This window comes from Kribbella caucasensis, assembly GCF_004361855.1.
Classification (GTDB): domain Bacteria; phylum Actinomycetota; class Actinomycetes; order Propionibacteriales; family Kribbellaceae; genus Kribbella; species Kribbella caucasensis.
The window spans coordinates 38,457-57,424 of the sequence record NZ_SNWQ01000020.1 but is presented as its reverse complement, the minus strand read 5'-3'; the positions used below and the strand labels follow the sequence as shown (position 1 = coordinate 57,424).

The window sequence follows — 18,968 nt, the reverse complement described above, 5'->3', positions numbered from 1 at the left end:
TAAGGTGGCGCCGTGAGTCGGCGTACTGGTGAATCCGGGGACCGGGCGGAGTTGTCGCCCCGGGACAAGTGGATCACCATCTACGGGCGGAAGCCGGTGCTCGAGGCGCTCAACGACCCAGGGCTGTCGGTCGCCAAGGTCGTGGTCGCGGACAACGCAGGCGGGCACTCGCTGGACGAGATCCTGACGGCCGCGAAACGACTCGGTACGCCGGTCGAGCGGGCCACGTCGACCCGGGTGAAGTGGCTCGCGGGCAACGGGAAACAGGACCAGGGCGTGGTCGCCGACGTCGACGCGCCCCGGATGACGCCACTGCAGAACTTCATCCGCAATCGCGGGAAGCGCCCGACCAAGGTGTTCCTGCTCGACGGCGTGACGAATCCGGGCAACGTCGGGATGATCCTCCGCACAGCGACGGGCGCCGGGTTCGACGGCGTGATCCTGCCGAGAGCCGGTACGCCGCACGTCGGGCCGCTGGTGATCAAGGCCTCGGCCGGCGTCGCGTTCCAGGCCCCGATCGTGAACGCGCCGACCGCCCAGGGCGCGGTGGACTCGCTCCGGTCGGCCGGGTACCACGTGTACGGCCTGTCGGCGCGGTCCCAGAAGTCGCTCTTCCGCACCGACCTGGCGGCACGCTCGGTGTTCGTCCTCGGCGGCGAGACCCACGGCATCTCGGTCCGCACCGACACCGACCTCCGCATCCCGCTGCACAACGGCGTCGAGTCCCTCAACGTCGCTGTCGCCGCCGCCGTGGTCGCGTTCGAGGTCGCCAACCGCCGCTGATGAGCCCCGCCAGGCTGTATCAGGCATTTGGGAGCCATAGGTCGGTAAGGGCAGGGTCCTGCCGGAGCTTGGTGAGGGCGCGGCTGGTCTGGCTCTTGACGTTGCCGATCGAGCAGCCGAGCGCGTCCGCGGTCGCCGCTTCGGTGAGGTCCTCGAAGTAGCGAAGTACGACCATCACGCGCATCCGGAGAGGCAGGCGGGCGAGCGCGGTCAGCAGGGCGGCCCGGCGGTCGCTGGTCTCGTAGTCGGTGGGTTCCCCACTCCGCGGGATCTCGGGAAGGACATCCGTCGAGTACTCGCGCTTGCCGCGCTTCAGCCGCCAGGTGCCGCGGAAGGTGTTGATCAGGACCCGGCGGACGTAGGCGTCGGGCTCGTCGGACTCGATCCGGTGCCAGGACATCCAGCACTTCGCCAGCGCGGTCTGCACCAGGTCCTCGGCGAGACCGCGATCGCGGGTGAGCAGGTATGCGGTCCCGAGCAGCGCCCGATACCGGGTGGCCACGAAGTCGCTGAACTCGACCGCCGTACGAGCAGGTGCGGGTGACGAGACCCGGACCGCGGTCCGCACGGTGGTGAGGACTGGGGATCGGGCTGGTTTTCGGACTGTGATGTCGGTGAACGTCTGGACGCTCACGGCTGCCTCCCGAGTGAGCGATGTCTTACTCGGGAGGATTCAGTGCCGCCCTTTCAACCGGCTGTCGTCCCACTCTCAACCCGCGACAGCGGTTGCCGGGGTCACGTGAGGTCGTCCAGGGCGACCACGCCTGCTGGGCCGCGAACCTCGGCGTACAGGGCGACCGGGCCCGTAGCGATCGGCAAAGTGACGCCTAACGCATCGAGGGCTACTGCTACTGCTGGCGGGTCCGGGTGGGTCGCGGTGAAGTTCAGTAGCGAGACCTGCGGCAGGCCGGATTCCGCTGGATGGCGAGTCGAGCCCCAGTCGATCAGGAAGGGCACCAATCCGTCGAAGGGCGCCGGATGGGTCGACGCAAGCCGCCAACTCAGCACATCCCCAGCCGGGGTCGCGCGCGACATCGGCCGGATCTCGCCCAGATCCACACCAGCCTCCAGGGCCGCCGTCAACGACGCCTCCAGATCGACCGGCTGGACCGCCCACGTCACCAGCCGCGTACCCCGCACCTCGCCCACCCCGAACGGCATGTTCCCCGGCTCCACCTCGGCTTGCTGCAGGTCCGGCCCGATGATCTCCAGGTAGGCGGTCGGTCCCAGCCCGACAAGGTAGTTACGCGTCCCCAGCCCCACGTGTCGCCCGCCTGCCGCTGGCACCACGCCTGTTGCCGCCTGGAAGGCCGCGACGGTGCTCTCTAGGTCGTCCGTGGCAAGGACCAAGTGATCGAGTAGGGGATCAGCCATGGCCCGAGGCTACTTCGGCAGGCGGGAGCGGTAGTGGATCATTTTCGAGCGGGCGCCGCAGGCGGCAAATCCGGCACGCGACTCCGGTCAACTCCTTCCTGTACGAGATCGCGAGCGCACGCGCCCTCAGGTCACCTCACGGTGTGGAATGGCGCTGGCGAGCATGAGCAGCGCCATGAACGAGTAGTAGTACAGGGCCACCCACAGGCCGCGTGGGGTGGTGAGCGCCAGGTCGGCACCGGCGAAGGACTCCACGGTGAGGGCCCAGATGGGCACCACCGCAGCGGCCAGCAGGCCGCAGACGAACCGGCCCCATAGAGGGCCGCGTCCCGAGACTGCGTAGCCGCCCGCCATGCCGAACAGCGGTACGCCGACCGCACCGCCACCGAGGCCGTCCTCGAAGATCTGCAGCATGTCGAGGGGGTTGCTGAACAGGATCGCCGCGAAGAGCAGGGGTGAGAGGGCCAGCCAGCGCCAACCGGGCCGCCCTCCCGTCCTGCGAACATGCTCGGCGAACCCCAGCAGCAGCCCGATCGCCAGGCCGGGAAGCAGGATCCAGCCGAATGTGCCGGACCAGGTGACGCGGGACTCCTCGTGGACGATCTGTGCCATGAACCCGCGCAGGCCCGCGGCCCACGCCAGTCCGCAGAGCCCGCCGAGCAGGGTCAGCTTGAGGGCCCGGCGCCGGTCAGCGCTGAGCTTGGTTGCTCCCACGGGGACCTGGGTCGTCATGGGCGTGCCCCTTCCGTTACCCGGTCGCTGCGATCAGCGCGATGAGCGGTGGCAGGCTCGAACCGACGGTGCCGAACACGCTGCCGCCGCGAGGTCGCCAGTACCCGAGCGCATCAGCGATTCCCATCGCAAGGCTGGCGAGCAGCATGTAGCCGCACGCCGTCACGACGACGGCCGTGCCGACAGCTTCGTCGCCGGTGCGGTAGATGATGAGTCCGACGATCGTGGCGATGCCGGCGAGCAGGTTGCGGAAGCCGACGACGAAGGCCCACATCCGCACGTCGGCGGGGTTGTCGGCCTCCACGTGCAGGAACCTCTGCACTGCGGGCCGGTTGAAGAAGAACAACTCCAGGGGAGCCGCTCCGATGTACGCAACGGCGCCGACCAGTGCGGCGATCTGGGTAACGCTGTTCATGACTGTTCCGCAAACGTCACGCCGTGCCGCCCGACGAGCTCGGCCAGCGCCTCGGGATCGTCGGCGTCCACCCGGTCGAGGTCGGCGAAGAAGCGGCCCATACCGTCGCTCTGGCTGATGGCGAGGAACTTCGCCGCCGGCGTCAGCACCGAGAAGGTGTTCACGGTGCCGGCCGGGATCGTGATCGAGGATCCCGGTCCGAGGTCGTAGCCCTGGTCGCCGGCCTGCACCAGGATCCGCCCCTGCAACACGTAGAAGGCCTTGCTCCAGGCCTCCCGATGCGGCGGCCCCGCCTGCCCACGCGGTGCGTCGATCTCGAAGAGCTCGTACTGCGCGCCGGTGTGCTCGCCGCCGATCTTGACCGTGACGGTGGCATCCGGGGCGGTGAGTTCAGCCCCGGTACCCGCCGTACTCAAGTGAACCGACTCTGTCATGGTGTCCCTCCAAATGCGTTGACTGCCGACCACGCTAGGAACCGTCAACGGGCCGATCCATCCCGTGCAGCAGGGCTCGATCGGACTCCCGAATCCCCACATTTCGGGGATGGGCGCGCGGCCGCGACCGGCGCATACTGAGCCCATGTGGGAGGGCCGGGCGCGCACCGCACGGAGGGACATCGCCGCACTCGCGGTGTCCGGACTCGGTGTGGCCGAACTGCACGCGGCCGCGATCGACGTGGTCGATCAGGTCGTCAACTGCGAGCTGACCTGCTGGGCGACGATCGACCCGGACACCTTGGTGCTCAGCACGATGACCAGCGGCCGGAATCGCATCCCGCCCGAGTACGAACCCCTGCTGGCCGAAGCCGAGTACGCCGGGACCGACCGGCACTCGTTCGCGGAGCTGGCGCGCAGGTCGTTCCCGGTGGCGCGCCTGTCGGATCTGCCGTACCGGGAGGTCATCGGCCATCGCAGGCTCAACGAGGTGTGGCGACCACTCGGGCTCGACCACGAAGTACGGGCTGTGTTCACCGTCGACGGCTCCTGCTGGGGTGGCGCTGGACTGGTTCGCAGCGGCAGCGAGTTCACCGATCGGGAGGTGGACTTCCTTGCTTCGGTGTCACCGGTGATCGCGGCCGCGACCAGGATCGCGGTACGAACCGGGGCGCACGGGCACCGCGGCGTACCGGGTCCCGCAATCGTGGTGACCGGGCCGCGAGGCGAGCCGCGTGCTCTCACCCCGGCCGCGTCCGCCTGGCAGGACGAGCTGGACCAGATCGCGCCCGGCCGGTCCCGGGTTCTGCTTCGGGCCCTGGTCACCGGGGCGCTGGCCGCCGAATCGGGCACGTTCGAGGCTCGCGTCCAGGCGGCGACGGGCGGCTGGGTGGTCATGCAGGCCAGCCGGCTCATCAGCGATGACGCGCTGCCGGAGGTGGTGGTGACGATCGAGCCGGCCGGCGGACATCACCTGGTCGGCATGCTGCTCGCGGCGTACGGGCTGACCTCCCGGGAGCGCGAGATCTGCCTCGAGGTGATCTCCGGCCACAGCACCGCCGGGATCGCGGACCGGCTGTCGATCTCCCCGCACACCGTGCAGGACCACCTCAAGGCGGCCTTCACCAAGGTCGGCGTCCGCAGCCGCGCAGAACTCGTCGCCACCCTCCGCCCGGACGACCTGACGGCTTCTCAGTAGTCGTAGTTGCCGGGGTCGGAGGCGGGCGGGGCCTCGGTGGTCGCGGTGGTGGTCGCGGCGCGCCAGGTGAAGGTGGTGCCGGCGAAGTCGTCAGTGAGGTTGTGGCCCGTGTGCTGGCCGGCAGCCTTGTCGAGCTTGAAGGTATAGAGCGGCTTGCCCTGGTAGGTGAGCTGGTCCTTGCCGGTATCGGGCCGGCGTACGACGGCGAGGCCGGGCACCGACCCCGCCGTACCGGTGTCCGTTGTACTGGCGTCCGGCGCGACCGGGAACCAGAAGCCCAGGCAGTCGTCGGTGCACTTGATCGACCCGTCAGCCTCCTGGTCGGCGAAGTACAGCGTCATCCCTGCCTTGTCGACCAATGCCTGACCCACACCAGGCACCTCCTTCACGGCAACGGCCCCGGTCGCCGCCGAGCCATCGGCCGGCGGTGCGGCGCCAGGGCCCTCGGCACCATCGCCACCTCCGCACCCGGCTGCCAAGACAGCAACGCCTGTTGCTAAAAGCAACCACTTGCTCATCTCCGGTCCCTTTCTCCAGGCCGGCCGCGATGATACGGCCGGTCATGAGCTGGTACGCCGCCGGCGCCGGCTGGGTTCAATTCCGGCGGAGGTTGAACCATCGGCGGCCGGACCGCGTATTCCAAGGTGTGGATGCAGTGACACCGCACGGGCAACCGAACGAGGCGGTCATCCGCGCACTGTACGACCGGTACAGGCGGCCGCTGTTCGGTTACGTCCTGCGTTCGGTGGGCGGCGACCACCAGTACGCCGAGGACATCGTGCAGGAGACGATGGCTCGCGCCTGGAAGAGTTCGGCCGACCTCGAACCGGACCGGGCCGGGCCGTGGCTGTTCACGGTGGCCAGGAACCTGGTCATCTCAGGCCACCGCAGACGGGCCGCCCGGGTCGCCGAAGTACCGATCGCCGGTGAGGATTTCGAGGCCGACAGCGACGACATCGACCGGGTGTTGCAGGCCTGGCAGGTGGCCGAAGTCCTGCGGGGGCTGAGTCACGACCATCGCCAGGTGATCATCGAGCTGTTCTATCGGCGCCGGACCGTGGCCGAGGCGGCGGATGTCCTCGGCGTCCCAGCGGGAACGGTGAAATCACGAAGCTACTACGCGTTGCACGCTTTGCGGGCCGCTCTGGAGGAGAGGGGGGTGATGGGCCCATGACGTGTCCGGAGACGTTTGCCCTCGGCGCCTATGTTCTCGGTGCGCTGGACACCGCCGAACGCCTTGAGACCGAGGTGCATCTGCGTGACTGCACGAGGTGCCGTGACGAGTTGCTCCAATTCGCTCCCCTGCCTGGTCTGCTGCACACGTTGACGATCGACGACCTGGCCGCTCTGGAGACCGAGCCGGATCCGAGTCCTGCCTTGCGGCCACCCCCGCCCGCGCCGCGGCGGCGTACCGGCTGGATCCTGGCCGCCGCCGCGGCGATCGTGCTGGCGCTCGGTGCGGCTCTGCTCGCCCGGCAACTGCTGCCCGACGCGGAATCCGCCGTCACTTGGACGGCCACGAACGGTGTCGACGGCATCGACACGACGGCCGTGATGACCGATCAGCCCTGGGGAACCGACATCCAGTTGCACATGAAGGATCTCCAACCGGGCCAGAACTGCAAGCTGCTCGTCCACTCCCGCACCGGCGCCTCGGAGGTCACCGGCTGGTGGGCGACAGCCGGCTACGACCAGGCCGACGTGCCCGCCAGTACGTCGATCCCGCTGGCCGACATCGATCACCTCGAAGTCGTCACCGCCGACAACACCGTGCTCATCACCCTGACCAACTCAACCCGCTGACTGCCTGACCTCGGTGAGCTCCTCGGTGAGCTCCTCGGTGAGCTCCTCGGCGACCTGCCAGAGGCGGTCCTCAGCCGCTCGGTCGTACGACGCCGGCGAGGAGCGCTTGACCCGGCCGACTTCGACGTACGAGCCTTGGAGGTCGCCGTGGACGTCGCCCATCGCCAAGGCCGCCAGCTTCCGGGCGGACGCGGCGGGTGAGGTGACGCCGGGGAGGACGCGGAGTGCGGGCATGACGTTGCGCCAGGCCCATTGGCGCCAGGGCGTCATGTCGCGGGCGAGTCCGGTGCCAGGCATCAGCCCAGGGTCGTACACGTTCACGCGCAGACGATCGCCGTGGCGGCGTTGCCAGGCATGGGCCAGGAGGACCACAGCCAGCTTGCTGGTGGCGTAGGCGCGCTGGCCGGCGACCGCAGTACTGGCGTCGGCTCCGATCCCTGCTTGCGCAAGGTCTGCCGGGTCTTCCCAACGAGGTGGGGCGACGAGGCCGAGGGAGCGCCAGCCACCCCGGTGTGTTCCGCTGCCGATGAGGATCACGTGGGCGTTCGGGGCGAGGGCGGGGAGCAGGCGGCGGATGAGCAGGTGCTGAGCCAGGACGTTGACGGCGAAGGTCAGCTCGTGGCCGTCGGCGCTGACGTGCAGGCGATCCGTGAGCTGGATGCCGGCGTTCGCGATCACCGCTGTCAGGGGCGGCCGGCGTCCCGCATCTACGTCCGCGGCAATGGTGTCCGCGGCTGACCGGACGGATCGGAGATCGGCCAGATCCATCAGCAGTGGCTCAGTGTTCGGGAGCTGAAGTTTGCTGAGGGCAACTTCATCCCGTCCGGCCAGCACCAGGTGCGGTGCCGGCCGGAGGGACGACAGTACGTCGACCAGGGCACGACCGAGACCACGGGTCGGCCCCGTCAGCAGGATGGTCATGCGCAGGTCGGGTGGCCGACGGTCCGGCAGAACGTGATGGGGTTGGCGTACTCCTCGATGCTGACCGCCTGACCGTTCTGCCAGTCGTAGCGGAACAGGTAGACGTTCAGGTACGGGCGTCCGTCGGCTGTGGTGAAGTCGCCGTTCGCCTGGACGAAGGACGACCGGCCGTCGGCGCTGACGGTCACCCGGACGTCGGTGAAGTTGATGGTGCCGAACGTGCTGAACACGCCGCCGATGTAGCCCATCACCTGTTCCTTGCCGACGAACCGCGCGGCCTCGTCGCGATCCCCCGACAGCGCCAGCGCGTGCTGGAGGACGGCCCGATCCGCGGTCATCGCCGACACGGTCTCCAGGTCCTTCCGCTCCAGCGCCTCGGTGATCTTGTGCGTGTTCCGCAGAGTCTTCACCACCGAGCTCCCCTTCCCTTCCTCAGTCGTCCCCGCCTGCTCAGTCGTTCCCGCCGTTCCCGTCATCTCTGCCGTTCCCTTCGTCTCGGCCGCGGCGTTGCCGATGCCGACCGCGGCGATGGTGACGGCCGCGGCCCCGACGGCCAGCAGCGCGAAGATGCGCTTCCTCATGACACCTCTCCTCCTGTGTTGATTCTGAGTCTCGTGTGGGACTCAGTCTCAAACAATACCCGATCGCTAGAATGACGCAATGGACACCCAGCCGGCCACGCTCCGCGAGCGCAAACAGCAGCGCACCCGGGAAGCGATCGTCGCGGCAGCATTCGAACTCTTCGAGGAGCGCGGCTTCGACCGCGTCACCGTGACCGACATCGCCGAACGCGCCGAGGTCGGCCGCGCCACCTTCTTCCGCTACTTCGGCGACAAACAGGAGGTCGTCTTCGGCGACGACAACGAGCTCGACCAAGCTGTCAGGGAAGCCGCCGGACACCTCACCGGCACCCCGATCGGCGACTCACTCCCCGCCGCACTGGCCCTGGTACGCCGAATCGTCGTCGCCTTCATCGAGCGATTGGTCGAGCAGCCGACGGCATACCTCCACCACGAACGCCTGGTCGCCAAGCACCCCGAACTCCTGGCCCGCAGCCTCACCAAACAACGCCGCTACGCCACCGAACTCACCAAGCTCCTAACCACCGCCGGCGCCACCCCCGACACCGCCCTCCTAGCCGCCGAACTAGCCCTCGCCTGCTACTACGCCGGCCGCGCGACCGTCGGCGACGACCCCGCCCGAGTTCCGGGCGCCGTTGACGAAGCCTTCGAGCGACTGCACCCGACCTCGTGACCTAACGCAGCCGATTTGATTCGCAGTGTAGTCGAACATATGCTCGACTCATGAGCGAATGCCTGGCCACCCACCCCGAGGACGCAGCCCTGCGCCCACCCCCGGGCCAGGCCGACCGCTCACCCCACAACCCCGACAACACGTCCCCTCTAAGCGACACCACCATCGCCAAACACGGCGTCTTGGGCCGGTTCGACGTGGAGGATGATCCTGCTGGCGGTTCTGCGCTGTATGACGCGGTGGTCTCTCAGGACACGTCGCAGTTGACCGACGGCGGCTGGCTGGACCGGGTCGATGCCATCACCCGGCTCGAGGCCCGGCTGGCCGCGTTGAAGGCCGAGGCGATCGCCGGCTTCGACGACACGCTGCGCGGGGTGTCCGCCGACCTCGGCCACCGCCACCCCGAACCCGGCGACCGCGAGGCTGCCCCCGGCGAACGCCGCTGGCATGCGGGTGATCTGCGGTCGGTGTCCGACGAGGTCTGTCTGGTGTTGAACCTGCACCGGGGTGCCGCGACCCGCCGGATCCACACCTCCTGCGAGCTGGTCCACAACTTCCCCGCCACCTGGCACGCGTTGCTCGAGGGCGACCTGACCGAGCGGGCCGCGTTCACCATCGTGGCCGAACTGTCGGTCCTGGACGACCTCGACGACCTCCGCGCCGCCGAGGCCGAGATCCTCGCCTGGGCCCGCAAGCACCCGCTGCAAGGGATCCGGCAGGCCGCCCAGACCATCGTCGCCCGCCGGTCCCCGGCCGCCACCGACAAGGCCCACAAACGCGCCCTGGACGAACGCGCCGTCCGGATGCACCCCGACGACCACGGCACCGCCGCCCTCATCCACACCCAAGACGCCCTCGACGCCGCCGCCATCATGACCAGCCTGTCCCGCGCCGCCGTCCGCCGCCGCCGCAACGGCGACCCCCGCACCCTGGACCAACTCCGCGCCGACATCGCCCGGAACCGGCTCCTCCCCCGCACCAAACAACCCACCACCACCCCCACCGGCGCCGCCGACACCACCGCCCACCCCGCCACCGACGAAGCGACCGGCGCACCCAGCCACAACCCACGCGACTACGACGACGCGACCGACCGCGGTACCACGGGCACAGACGCCACCCCGGCGAACGAGAACACCCCCACGGAACCAGGCGAGAACACCCCGGCGGACCACGACGGGAACGCCTCCGCGGACCACGACGGGACGGCCTCGGCGGACCGAGACGGGACCACCTCCGCGGACCGGGATGGTCCGGTGTCCGGTGCTGCCGACAGTCCGTTCAACGGCGACGATGCCGACGAGTTGGACGCGGCGGCCTACGGCGCCGATGCGATGGTGGTCATCCACGCCACCGGGGCCGAACTCCAAGCCCTGATCAACGGACAAACAGGCACCGGCGGTGAAGCCGAACACTACGGACCGATCCCACAGAACTCGCTCCGCAAACACCTCCTCAAGGCCCTCACCGACACCCTGCTACCGAACCTCGCCGACGCCGCCACCGGAGCCAGTGCGAGTGCCGGTGCCGGTGCCGCCGCTGAAGTCGGAGCGACAGTCGGTACCGGAGCCGGGGCAGGACCGGGGGTTCGCCGTGGCGGCTCGCGGCTCGATATTCGGGTCACCGACCAGCCACCCGACAGCGATCCGGACCGGTACACACCGTCGGCTGCGTTGGACCGGTATGTCCGGCTCCGGGATCGCACCTGTCGCTTCCCCGGCTGCAACCGGCCCGCCGAGTTCACCGACCTCGACCACCGCGACGCGTTCGCCGCCGGCGGCCGCACCACCGCGGACAACCTGCAGTGCCTATGCCGCCACCACCACCGCCTCAAACACGAAGGCGGCTGGAAGATCCACCAACACCCCGACGGCACCCACACCTGGATCAGCCCCACCGGCCGCCGCTACCGGGAAAGCGACCCGATCCCCGTCCCCGAACGCCGGCCCGGGCCACACCCACAGCCACAGCCACACCCGGAGGCGCACACGGAGGCCGGCGACCGAGCCCGGCACCGATGGACGGCGGCGATGGCGCGGTCACGGCTCCGGGCTCAACAGAAGCTTCACACGGGCTGAGGTCCTACACCCTCCGTTCGACCTGGCGGAGTTGCCGTCGACAACCCAAGCCGCGGACGAGCTCGACAGCTGTCCCGACACGCTGTGCATGTCGGCGCACTCGGCTGCCGACTTTGTGACACGTGGATCCAGCCGGTCCGGTGAACGGCTGGCCCGACCGCGAGCGGCTGAGCTCTTTCGGTGGCGCCGCTTCCAGGCATCATGAGATGCGAAGGGAGGCCGACCATGCTCGACGAAACCGTGACCGTGCGCGTCGCCTTGCTGCTCGCCGCCGGGCGAGGGCTCCGGATGCGTTCGGCTAATCCGAAGGCGTTGCGCCGGGTGGGCGGGATCAGCCTGCTGGAACGCTGTACCAAAGTGCTGCAGCAGGCCGGTGTCGAACGCATCGTCGTCGTGGTTGGCTACCGCTGCGAAGACGTCATCGCCGCGGTCAAGGCGCGCAACCTAAAAGTTGAAGTGGTAACGAATCCCGACTGGCAGCAGGGCACCGCCTCGTCCGTCCTGGCCGGGCTCCGCGAGGTCGGCGACCAACGCTGCCTGGTGGTGATGGGCGACCACGTGTTCGAGGCGGACGACGTACGGCGGCTGACCGAGACGACCGCCGGCAACGTGGCGGCGGTGGACCGCGACCTAGATCGCCAAGTCGTCGGCCTCAGCGGCATCCGGCCGAACCGGGTCCTCCTGTGCGATGACGGACACGTCGCCTCCCTGGGACCGGACCTCATCCAGTACGACGCGGTGGACGCGGGGCTGACCGTCGTCGAGCCGAGCGACGTCCTCTCGGTGGCGACCCGTCCGCCGGAGACCTGGCTGGAACTTCGGCAACAACTCCTCGCAAACGGCCGGCCGATGCAAACGCGGGAGGTACACGGCCTGTGGGCCGACGTGGACACGCCGGAAGCCGTGCGCGCGTTGGAGCGCTTCATGTGGCGCCGTTATGGACCCAAACCCACCGACGGCGTCATCGCCCGGGTCGTCAACCGGCGCATCTCCGGGCCGCTCACCCGCGTCCTCCTGCACACCGGCCTCACGCCCGACCTCGCGACCGCTCTGGCCTTCGCCGTCACCCTGCTGGCCGCCGGATTGGTTGCCACCGGCAACACCTGGCTGATGATCGCCGGCGGCCTCGGCGTCGTACTCGGCTCCGCCCTGGACGGCGTCGACGGCGAACTCGCCCGAGTCAGCGGTACGGCGTCCCGTCGTGGCGCCACCCTCGACACCCTCCTCGACCGGTACGCCGACCTGGCGGTCGTGCTCGCCCTGATCCTCGCCACCGGACCCACCCCATCCGCCTGGCCCTGGGGGTTCGCCGCCGCGACTGGATGTCTCCTCGTCTCCTACGTGCACGCCGTCGGCCGCGACACCGACGTACGGCTCCTCTTCCGGCGCGAGTTCCGCCTGCTCATCTTCGCCATCGCCGCCATCCTCACGGTCCCTCTCTGGGGCCTGATCGCGGTCGCCGTCGCAGCCAACCTGGACGTCATCCGAGGCGTCATCCTGCTGCTCCGGGCAATGCGCGAGTAGTCGATGCGCGAGTAGGCGGTGGGAGCAGGCATGATCTGGGACAGACGAAAGGGAGTGGGAGATGGCACGCGTAGCGGTGACCGGTAGCAGCGGCAAACTCGGCCGGGCGGTGGTCGATCACCTGCACGATCACGGCTGGGAGGTCGTCGCCCTGGACCAGGCGCCGCCCGCGCGGACCGGCATCATTTCCACCCGGGTGGACCTGACCGACTTCGGACAGGCGTATGAGGCTCTGGCCGGGATCGACGACCGCCACGACGGGGTCGACGCACTGGTCCACCTGGCCGCCGTACCGGCTCCTGGTCTCCGGCCGAACGCGGCGACGTTCCAGAACAACATGACCGCGACGTACAACGTGTTCTCCGCCGCGTTGCGGGCCGGCGTACGGAACATCGTCTGGGCGTCGAGTGAGACCGTGCTCGGGCTGCCGTTCGACGAGGCACCGCCGTACGTGCCGGTCGACGAGGAGTACCCGCCGCGGCCGAACAGCACCTATTCGCTGGTCAAGACGCTCGAGGAGGAACTGGCCCGGCAACTCTGCCGCTGGCACCCCGACCTCAAGCTGATCGGCCTGCGGTTCTCGAACGTGATGTACCCCGAGGACTACGCGAGGTTCCCGTCCTTCGATGCCGACGCCCGGCTGCGCAAGTGGAACCTGTGGAGCTACATCGACGCCCGCGACGGAGCCCAAGCGGTCCGCAAGGCGCTCGAGTTCGACAGCACCGGCACCGACGTCTTCATCATCGCCAACGCCGACACGGTGATGTCCCGGCCCAACGAGGAACTCCTGGCCGAGATCTTCCCCGACGTCCCGATCAAGAAGCCTTTCGCCCCGAACGAGACCCTCCTCTCCATCGACAAGGCCAGGCGAGTCCTCGGCTACGAGCCGGAGCACACGTGGCGAGGATCGGTGGGCTGAAGCGCCCGGATCTCACCGCCCTGCTTCGGCGGCGATCGTTTCGGGATCGAGGATGGTGATCTTTCCGCGGCCGAGCCGGAGCAGGCCGCGGTCGGCGTACTCGCCGAGGACCTTGGTGGTGGTCTCGCGGGAGGTGCCGGTGAGGGCGGCGAGTTGCTCATGGGTGAGGGCGATCTGGACGCCGCGCGCCAACGGGCGTTTCTGCTGCTCGGCGGCGAGCAGGCAGAGCGTGCCCGCGATCCGTTCCGGGACACTCTTGAACACGGTGTCACTCAGCCGGCGCTCGAGCTCGGCGACCCGGCGGCCGAGGATCTCCGAGATCCGCGCGGAAATGCGGGGATCGGACAGCAGGAACCGGTGCACGTCGGCGCGACTCATGATGCAGACCACGACGTCGTCCAAGGCTTCGGCGAAGTTGTCGTGCATCTGCTGGCCGACCAGCATCATCTCCCCGAAGACCGTGCCCGGCATGACCAGAGCAGTGGTCAGGGCTCGCCCGTCGGGGGAAACGCGGAAGATCCGGACCCGGCCCTTCTTCAGGATGAAAAGAGTCTCGACCGGTTGGTGGGGCGAGTACAGCAGCTCACCGGCCGCGTAGGACTTCATCGGCGCGGCGGCGGCAATGGCTTCCATCTCCGACTCGGAGAGGTCCGCGAAGATGTCGACTTCTGCCATGCACCAGATGTCGTCGCCGGTGGCTCGTTCCACGTCGGCCCACTCCTCGCGTTGTCCTGGCGCCCAGGGCGGGGATGAGCCTCCGGACCGCCGGTCGAGGGCATCGAGGCCCTCGACCAGACAGTACCGCTCGGTCATGCTCTGGACAGCTGGGCGCGACCCATCAGGTAGCCGACGGCGAGCAGCAGGCCGTAAATCAAGTGGCCGGCCAGGCTCCACCACTGGTTGGCGCCGATCTCGAAGACCATGGCGTCCATGCCCAGCCACTCGGGCATGATCCAGAGCGCTCCGACGACCCACCACGCGGCTCCGTACAGCAGCCCGAGAATCATCGCTGGGCCGCGCTGGGTGAGCCAGCGGGAGAGGAGCAGGACGAAAACCGCTCCGAACAGTGCGGAGTTGAACAGGTGGACAAGCCAGCCGAGACCTGTCGAGGGATCCGAGATGAGGTCGCCAACCTGTTCGATCATCTGGACGCCGGGCATCATCTTCGGGTCGGCGTCGCGGAGCTGCATGATGATGCCCAGCGGGAGCCCGGCGACGACGCCGGCGGCGGCGCCCGTGACCAGGCTCATGGGTAGTGCTCGCATGCTCGTGGTGGTACCTGCCGAAGACATCAGAAGCCCTCCTCCAGCCGCACGAATCCTGTGGACGACCGAGGACGGTACGCCGGACGACCGCGTCGCGTCGGTGACCGCGGTTACAGTTCGGGCGCTAGAGGTCGAAGAGTGGTCCGACGATCACCAGGCCGAGGTCGTCACCGACGTAAGCGAACAGCGCGAACAGCATGAGCGAGGCGCCGGCGAGTGCGGTGTCCTTGAAGAACTGGACTTGTTCGGTCTGCTTGGCCTGCGCATCCGACTCTCTCCAGAAGCCGTGCATCAGCAGCGCGGTCGGGACCAGGAACACGACCAGCAGGAGCGCGCCCAGATCCGGCCAGATCCCGAGCAGCACCGAGACCGTGCCGAGGACCAGGAGGACACCGCCCCCCAGCACGGCAAGTCGCGCGGCGGGCACGCCTCTGCTTTTCGCGTACCCGGTCATCGCATCGGTCTTACCGAAGTGCCCTATCGCGGAAACGGCGAAGAGCGCGGCGAACAGGATCCGGCCGATCAGCACCACGACATCCATGACGACCTCCAGCAGGAGACTGGCATCCGCGCCGGCGTCGATCGCGCCCAGTCGCGAGGTGTCACCTTCAATGATCACCTGCTTATAGCGATTTCAACCATTGACGTTGTGCGGCAGACGTAAGGACTACGTAAGGGCCTGCCCCCGATAGCGGAACTAGCGTTTGCCTCGACATCACGAGGAGGTCGCTATGAAGGTGCGTGTGCTGTCAATTGTGTCCGCTGTGATCCTCGTCCTGCTGGGGCTTCCCGCCACCGCGCAGGCCGATCGTCCGCCCTTCGTCTTCCCGGACGGCTGCTGCTACCTCGATGGCGCCGTGGTGCGGACCGTCGTCCCGCCGGCCGCGACGCCCGACGACGGTCGCGACAACTTCTACGCGGTGATGGGCGGAGTCGATGCGCAGAAGGGCGTGGTCGCCGTCGGCCCGGGTTCGGCCGGCTACCACGGCGGTGACTGGAAGTTCTTCGCCGTCACCTGGAACGTCACGCCGTACCTGCTCACCTCGGAGGCGGCGGTGCAAGCTGCTGCCGCTGCCGGTCACGTCACGATCACCCGGGTCGCCGAGAACGACTTCAAATGCCCGATCCAGTTCTGACCCGGCTGACGGTCAGCGGATGAGTTGGGTGTCCGGCTGGAAGGCGATCCAGGTGAACCAGAAGGTGTCGATGAACGGGTAGGCCGATAGCTGGTTGCCTGTGAGTGGGCCGCCGGTCGCGCGGCCGAGGATGTTCCACCGGCTACCGGTCTGGGCATCGACGAACCCGGCGCCCGCGGGCTTGAAGGTCAGCGGGCGCCCGCCGGCCACGGGTTCGAACACCGCGACTGTGCCGATGTCCCGGCCGGCGGAGACGTCGGCACGCTCCAGTGCGGAGGCCTGTCCCGGCCGGTGCCAGACCACTAGGGATCGCCTGTCAATGGTGATGGTGCGGACGCCGGTTCGGGTGACGGATTCGCGGACCACCGCGATGGTCTCCTGCTTTCCGGGGATGGCGACGATACGTTCCAATGCGGGTAGGCGTGGGTCTTCCCCTGGCGCGTCAAACAGTGGCTTGTCCGCCTCGTCGTAGCCGACGTACGGATTGCGGCCGTAGTCGCGGTCGAAGCCGGTACTGCGGGACAGGGTCCACGCGTTCGGGTTGTCGGCTCGGAAATCGCGCCAGGCGACCGGTGCGAGGGGAAAGCTGTCGAGGATGGCGCCGGTGAGGACCCCAAGACTTGCTTGTCCGGTCAGTTGCGGCCAGAGCGACTCGGTCTGCCGGTCGTACATCACCAGATTGCTCGCATACAGCTTTCCCGACGTACCGAAGGTCAGGGTCCGGCTGCCGACGCGGCGATCGAAGGCGATGCCGGAGTTGCACAGTGGGCAGTAGGTAACAGCGACCGGGATCCCAGCCACGGTGTCGTTGACGATCTCGTGCCAGGTCAGGATCTGGATCGGATAGGCACGGCTCTCGCCGCCCACCTTCAACGCCAGCACCGCCTCGTTCTCGGCGAGCCAGTCGACGTCACGGGCACGCTGAAAGCGGGGGTTGTCGATCGCCGGAATTCCGTCCGGTGGTGGGCCGCCGGACAGCAGTTGATCCGGGTCGATCAGCGGTTTGGGCAGCCGCAGGTCGCGAGGATCGTCGAGCGCGGACGGTCCGTCCTCGACACCGTCAGGGGCGGCCTGGGTCACCTCGACGGGCCGATCCACACCGCTGTCGGATGCCGTCGACGCGCAGCCACTGATGACGACCACGAGCAGCAGCAATCCCGCCACTCGCAGGCTCGGACGCAATCCGGCCATGATCCCAGCATCCGCCGTCCAGACCGTCACTGCACCGTAATCGCGCTTACAGACCGCTGACGTCGGCCTATGTGCCATCGTCGGATCATGAGGATCAGCCGCCCCCTGCTGACCGCCATGACCCTGCTTTTCGTCTTGCTCGGAACGGCCGCTTGCGCAGCAGACGACAGGAACGTCAGCCCGGCCACCGGGACTTCCGGCGCCACATCGGCGGCGACCCCGGCACCGGATCGAACCTCCACGGCGTCGGCCGGGAAGCTGGCCTTTACTGGCACGACACTCGACGGCAAACCGTTCAGCGCGGCCACGCTCGCCGGGAAGCCGGTCCTGCTGTGGTTCTGGGCGCCTTGGTGCCCGACCTGCCACGCCGAGGCGCCTGATGTCCTCAGCGTCCAGCAGGTGTACGCCGGGAGAATCGGCATCCTCGGAGTGGCCGGCCTCGACGACCTGAACAACATGCAGCCATTCGTGGACCGAACCATGACCGCTGCCATCACCCACCTGGGCGACCCCGACGGCGCGATCTGGCGCCGCTTCGAGGTGACCCAGCAGAGTACCTACGTCCTCCTCGATGCCCAGGGCAACGTCACGTTCACCGGCGTCATCGGGGGCGACGAGCTGCGCGACAAGGTCGCCGCGCTCATCGGCTGACTACCGTGGACGGAGTACCGGTTGGTCTGGCACTCGCGGCGGGGACCGTGGCGGTCGTCAACCCCTGCGGATTCGCGCTGCTACCCGCGTACGCGTCCCTGCTTGTGGTCGGTGACAAGCCTGGCCGCGGTGTCGCGATCGGGCGGGCGCTGGGATTCGCCGCTGCGATGACGGCGGGGTTCGTCCTGGTGTTCGGCGTCTTCGGACTCGCGCTGGCGTCGGTGGCCGGCCCCATCCAGCAGCGGTTGCCCTGGTTCACCGTCATTTTCGGCCTGACGCTCGCGCTTGTCGGCGCCTGGCTGCTGGCCGGCCGAAGCATTCCGGGACTACGGATCACGACGGGCCGGGGACCGGCACCGACCAGGTCCGTTCTGTCGATGACGCTGTTCGGCGTGGCCTACGCACTGGCCTCGCTGGGCTGCACCATCGGTCCGTTCCTCGTGACGGTGGTGGCCACCTTCCGCACCGGCTCGATCGTCGAAGGCGTCACCGTCTTCACGGCGTACGCACTCGGTATGGGTGTCGTCGTCGCGGTGGTGTCCCTCGCGGTCGCCCTTGCACGCGGGTCCGTGGTGGCTGCGCTGCGCCGGGCCGGTCGATTGGTCTCCCGGCTCGGCGGTCTGCTGCTCGTGGTCGCAGGTCTCTACGTCGCGTACTACGGCGGGTACGAGATCCGCGTCCTACGCGGCGCGGGCGCCGGCGACCCGGTAATCGCGGCTGGCGCCGCCCTTCAGCGTCGCCTGGCGTCCGGGCTGGACCTCATCGGCGCGAGCGGAGCACTCGTCGCGCTCGTGATCCTGCTGATCCTCAGCCTTTGGGGAAGAGGGGTGCTGCGACTCCGGTCTCGGCGTAGGTCTTGAGGGTGTCCATCAACCGGCCCCAGGTGAGGGCCGAACTGGCGAACGGGCCCTCGTCACTCGCCCAGCCATCGTGACTGAAATGCACCAACGTTCCGGCTGCCGTGGGGGTCAGCGTCCACAGCACCCGCGTGCCGGCCCAGTGCGGTGGGAAGTCGCCGACTGACGTCCAGGCCACCTGCCCCAGGCCGACCTCGTCGACGCTCAACTCGAACGGCACCGGTGCGATCGGGAAACCCGGCTTCATGATCGAGCCGACTCCGCCGGCGAAGTCGACGTCGGCGGTCCACCAGCCGGCGATGCCGTCCTCGGTGTCCAGTGCCTCGACGATCCGGTCGGCCGGCGCCTCGATCTCCAGCTCGAAAACGATCCGCGCCATCGCGATCCCCTCCCCTGCCCAGGCCCGATCGAGCCTGATGTTAGTTGATACTTA

24 protein-coding genes are annotated in these 18,968 nt (G+C 68.6%); 11 read left to right on the top strand and 13 right to left on the bottom strand.

The window, feature by feature from the left end:
* Window positions 1-12 precede the first annotated feature (12 nt).
* A complete protein-coding gene (locus tag EV643_RS32875) occupies window positions 13-783 on the top strand; it encodes a TrmH family RNA methyltransferase (RefSeq protein WP_133804086.1) in 771 nt (256 codons plus the stop codon).
* 19 nt (window positions 784-802) lie between these two features.
* Here EV643_RS32875 and EV643_RS32870 read toward each other — a convergent pair whose 3' ends face one another.
* The 5 genes from EV643_RS32870 to EV643_RS32850 form a co-directional block, all read right to left on the bottom strand.
* Window positions 803-1,417: a SigE family RNA polymerase sigma factor gene (locus EV643_RS32870; RefSeq protein WP_238165954.1), complete on the bottom strand. Its 615-nt coding sequence runs from the start codon at window positions 1,415-1,417 to the stop codon at window positions 803-805.
* A 101-nt stretch (window positions 1,418-1,518) separates the two neighbouring features.
* Window positions 1,519-2,157 carry a VOC family protein gene (locus tag EV643_RS32865; protein WP_133804085.1) on the bottom strand — a complete coding sequence of 213 codons (639 nt, stop codon included), beginning with the start codon at window positions 2,155-2,157 and terminating at the stop codon, window positions 1,519-1,521.
* 126 nt (window positions 2,158-2,283) lie between these two features.
* On the bottom strand, window positions 2,284-2,889 hold the full coding sequence (locus EV643_RS32860) for a hypothetical protein (RefSeq protein WP_133804084.1): 606 nt from the start codon (window positions 2,887-2,889) through the stop codon (window positions 2,284-2,286).
* Window positions 2,890-2,905: 16 nt separating this feature from the next.
* Window positions 2,906-3,304: a DUF1304 family protein gene (locus EV643_RS32855; protein ID WP_133804083.1), complete on the bottom strand. Its 399-nt coding sequence runs from the start codon at window positions 3,302-3,304 to the stop codon at window positions 2,906-2,908.
* A complete protein-coding gene (locus EV643_RS32850) occupies window positions 3,301-3,738 on the bottom strand; it encodes a cupin domain-containing protein (protein WP_133804082.1) in 438 nt (145 codons plus the stop codon). The genes EV643_RS32855 and EV643_RS32850 overlap by 4 nt, the downstream gene beginning before the upstream one ends.
* A gap of 145 nt (window positions 3,739-3,883) precedes the next feature.
* On the opposite strand from EV643_RS32850, the gene EV643_RS32845 reads away from it, so the two are divergent.
* Window positions 3,884-4,936 (top strand): response regulator transcription factor, encoded by a 1,053-nt coding sequence (locus EV643_RS32845; protein WP_133804081.1) that lies wholly within the window; start codon window positions 3,884-3,886, stop codon window positions 4,934-4,936.
* Here the strand turns inward: EV643_RS32845 and EV643_RS32840 are convergent.
* Entirely contained in the window at window positions 4,930-5,307 is a 378-nt protein-coding gene (locus EV643_RS32840; RefSeq protein ID WP_166665668.1) for a COG4315 family predicted lipoprotein, read from the bottom strand. The genes EV643_RS32845 and EV643_RS32840 overlap by 7 nt on opposite strands.
* Before the next feature lie 284 nt (window positions 5,308-5,591).
* Here EV643_RS32840 and EV643_RS32835 point away from each other — a divergent pair, with 284 nt between their 5' ends.
* Window positions 5,592-6,110, top strand: coding sequence for a sigma-70 family RNA polymerase sigma factor (locus EV643_RS32835; protein WP_238165953.1), 519 nt, complete (start codon window positions 5,592-5,594; stop codon window positions 6,108-6,110).
* Window positions 6,107-6,739, top strand: coding sequence for an anti-sigma factor family protein (locus EV643_RS32830; protein ID WP_133804078.1), 633 nt, complete (start codon window positions 6,107-6,109; stop codon window positions 6,737-6,739). The genes EV643_RS32835 and EV643_RS32830 overlap by 4 nt, the downstream gene beginning before the upstream one ends.
* Here EV643_RS32830 and EV643_RS32825 read toward each other — a convergent pair.
* Together EV643_RS32825 and EV643_RS32820 are read right to left on the bottom strand one after the other, a co-directional pair.
* Window positions 6,728-7,660, bottom strand: a complete 933-nt coding sequence (locus tag EV643_RS32825; protein WP_133804077.1) for an SDR family NAD(P)-dependent oxidoreductase — start codon at window positions 7,658-7,660, stop codon at window positions 6,728-6,730. The genes EV643_RS32830 and EV643_RS32825 overlap by 12 nt on opposite strands.
* Window positions 7,657-8,241 carry a nuclear transport factor 2 family protein gene (locus EV643_RS32820; RefSeq protein ID WP_133804076.1) on the bottom strand — a complete coding sequence of 195 codons (585 nt, stop codon included), beginning with the start codon at window positions 8,239-8,241 and terminating at the stop codon, window positions 7,657-7,659. Before EV643_RS32820 ends, EV643_RS32825 begins: the two co-directional genes overlap by 4 nt.
* A 79-nt stretch (window positions 8,242-8,320) precedes the next feature.
* Here EV643_RS32820 and EV643_RS32815 point away from each other — a divergent pair, with 79 nt between their 5' ends.
* From EV643_RS32815 to EV643_RS32800, 4 genes are all read left to right on the top strand, one after another.
* A complete protein-coding gene (locus EV643_RS32815; protein WP_133804075.1) occupies window positions 8,321-8,914 on the top strand; it encodes a TetR/AcrR family transcriptional regulator in 594 nt (197 codons plus the stop codon).
* Between the two features lie 50 nt (window positions 8,915-8,964).
* Window positions 8,965-10,992, top strand: a complete 2,028-nt coding sequence (locus EV643_RS32810) for a DUF222 domain-containing protein (RefSeq protein ID WP_133804074.1) — start codon at window positions 8,965-8,967, stop codon at window positions 10,990-10,992.
* A 225-nt stretch (window positions 10,993-11,217) separates the two neighbouring features.
* Window positions 11,218-12,516, top strand: coding sequence for an NTP transferase domain-containing protein (locus tag EV643_RS32805; protein ID WP_166665667.1), 1,299 nt, complete (start codon window positions 11,218-11,220; stop codon window positions 12,514-12,516).
* Window positions 12,517-12,577: 61 nt separating this feature from the next.
* Window positions 12,578-13,435, top strand: coding sequence for an NAD-dependent epimerase/dehydratase family protein (locus EV643_RS32800; protein WP_133804072.1), 858 nt, complete (start codon window positions 12,578-12,580; stop codon window positions 13,433-13,435).
* Window positions 13,436-13,447: 12 nt separating this feature from the next.
* On the opposite strand, the gene EV643_RS32795 is transcribed toward EV643_RS32800, so the two are convergent.
* From EV643_RS32795 to EV643_RS32785, 3 genes are all read right to left on the bottom strand, one after another.
* Entirely contained in the window at window positions 13,448-14,248 is an 801-nt protein-coding gene (locus EV643_RS32795) for a Crp/Fnr family transcriptional regulator (protein ID WP_133804071.1), read from the bottom strand.
* Window positions 14,245-14,727, bottom strand: coding sequence for a hypothetical protein (locus EV643_RS32790; protein WP_133804070.1), 483 nt, complete (start codon window positions 14,725-14,727; stop codon window positions 14,245-14,247). The genes EV643_RS32795 and EV643_RS32790 overlap by 4 nt, the downstream gene beginning before the upstream one ends.
* Window positions 14,728-14,824: 97 nt before the next feature.
* Complete coding sequence (locus EV643_RS32785; RefSeq protein ID WP_370452413.1) at window positions 14,825-15,319, bottom strand: DoxX family protein; 495 nt, start codon at window positions 15,317-15,319, stop codon at window positions 14,825-14,827.
* A gap of 112 nt (window positions 15,320-15,431) precedes the next feature.
* On the opposite strand from EV643_RS32785, the gene EV643_RS32780 reads away from it, so the two are divergent.
* The gene (locus tag EV643_RS32780; RefSeq protein WP_133804069.1) at window positions 15,432-15,836 is read left to right on the top strand and encodes a hypothetical protein; all 405 of its coding nucleotides are present in this window, start codon (window positions 15,432-15,434) and stop codon (window positions 15,834-15,836) included.
* 12 nt (window positions 15,837-15,848) lie between these two features.
* On the opposite strand, the gene EV643_RS32775 is transcribed toward EV643_RS32780, so the two are convergent.
* The gene (locus tag EV643_RS32775; protein ID WP_238165952.1) at window positions 15,849-17,027 is read right to left on the bottom strand and encodes a DUF3179 domain-containing protein; all 1,179 of its coding nucleotides are present in this window, start codon (window positions 17,025-17,027) and stop codon (window positions 15,849-15,851) included.
* Window positions 17,028-17,114: 87 nt separating this feature from the next.
* Here EV643_RS32775 and EV643_RS32770 point away from each other — a divergent pair, with 87 nt between their 5' ends.
* Both EV643_RS32770 and EV643_RS32765 read left to right on the top strand, forming a co-directional pair.
* Window positions 17,115-17,678: a TlpA family protein disulfide reductase gene (locus EV643_RS32770; protein ID WP_166665666.1), complete on the top strand. Its 564-nt coding sequence runs from the start codon at window positions 17,115-17,117 to the stop codon at window positions 17,676-17,678.
* Between the two features lie 5 nt (window positions 17,679-17,683).
* On the top strand, window positions 17,684-18,538 hold the full coding sequence (locus EV643_RS32765) for a cytochrome c biogenesis CcdA family protein (RefSeq protein ID WP_133804066.1): 855 nt from the start codon (window positions 17,684-17,686) through the stop codon (window positions 18,536-18,538).
* Here the strand turns inward: EV643_RS32765 and EV643_RS32760 are convergent.
* Entirely contained in the window at window positions 18,486-18,914 is a 429-nt protein-coding gene (locus EV643_RS32760) for an SRPBCC family protein (protein ID WP_133804065.1), read from the bottom strand. The two genes, EV643_RS32765 and EV643_RS32760, sit on opposite strands and share 53 nt — an antisense overlap.
* Window positions 18,915-18,968: the final 54 nt, after the last annotated feature.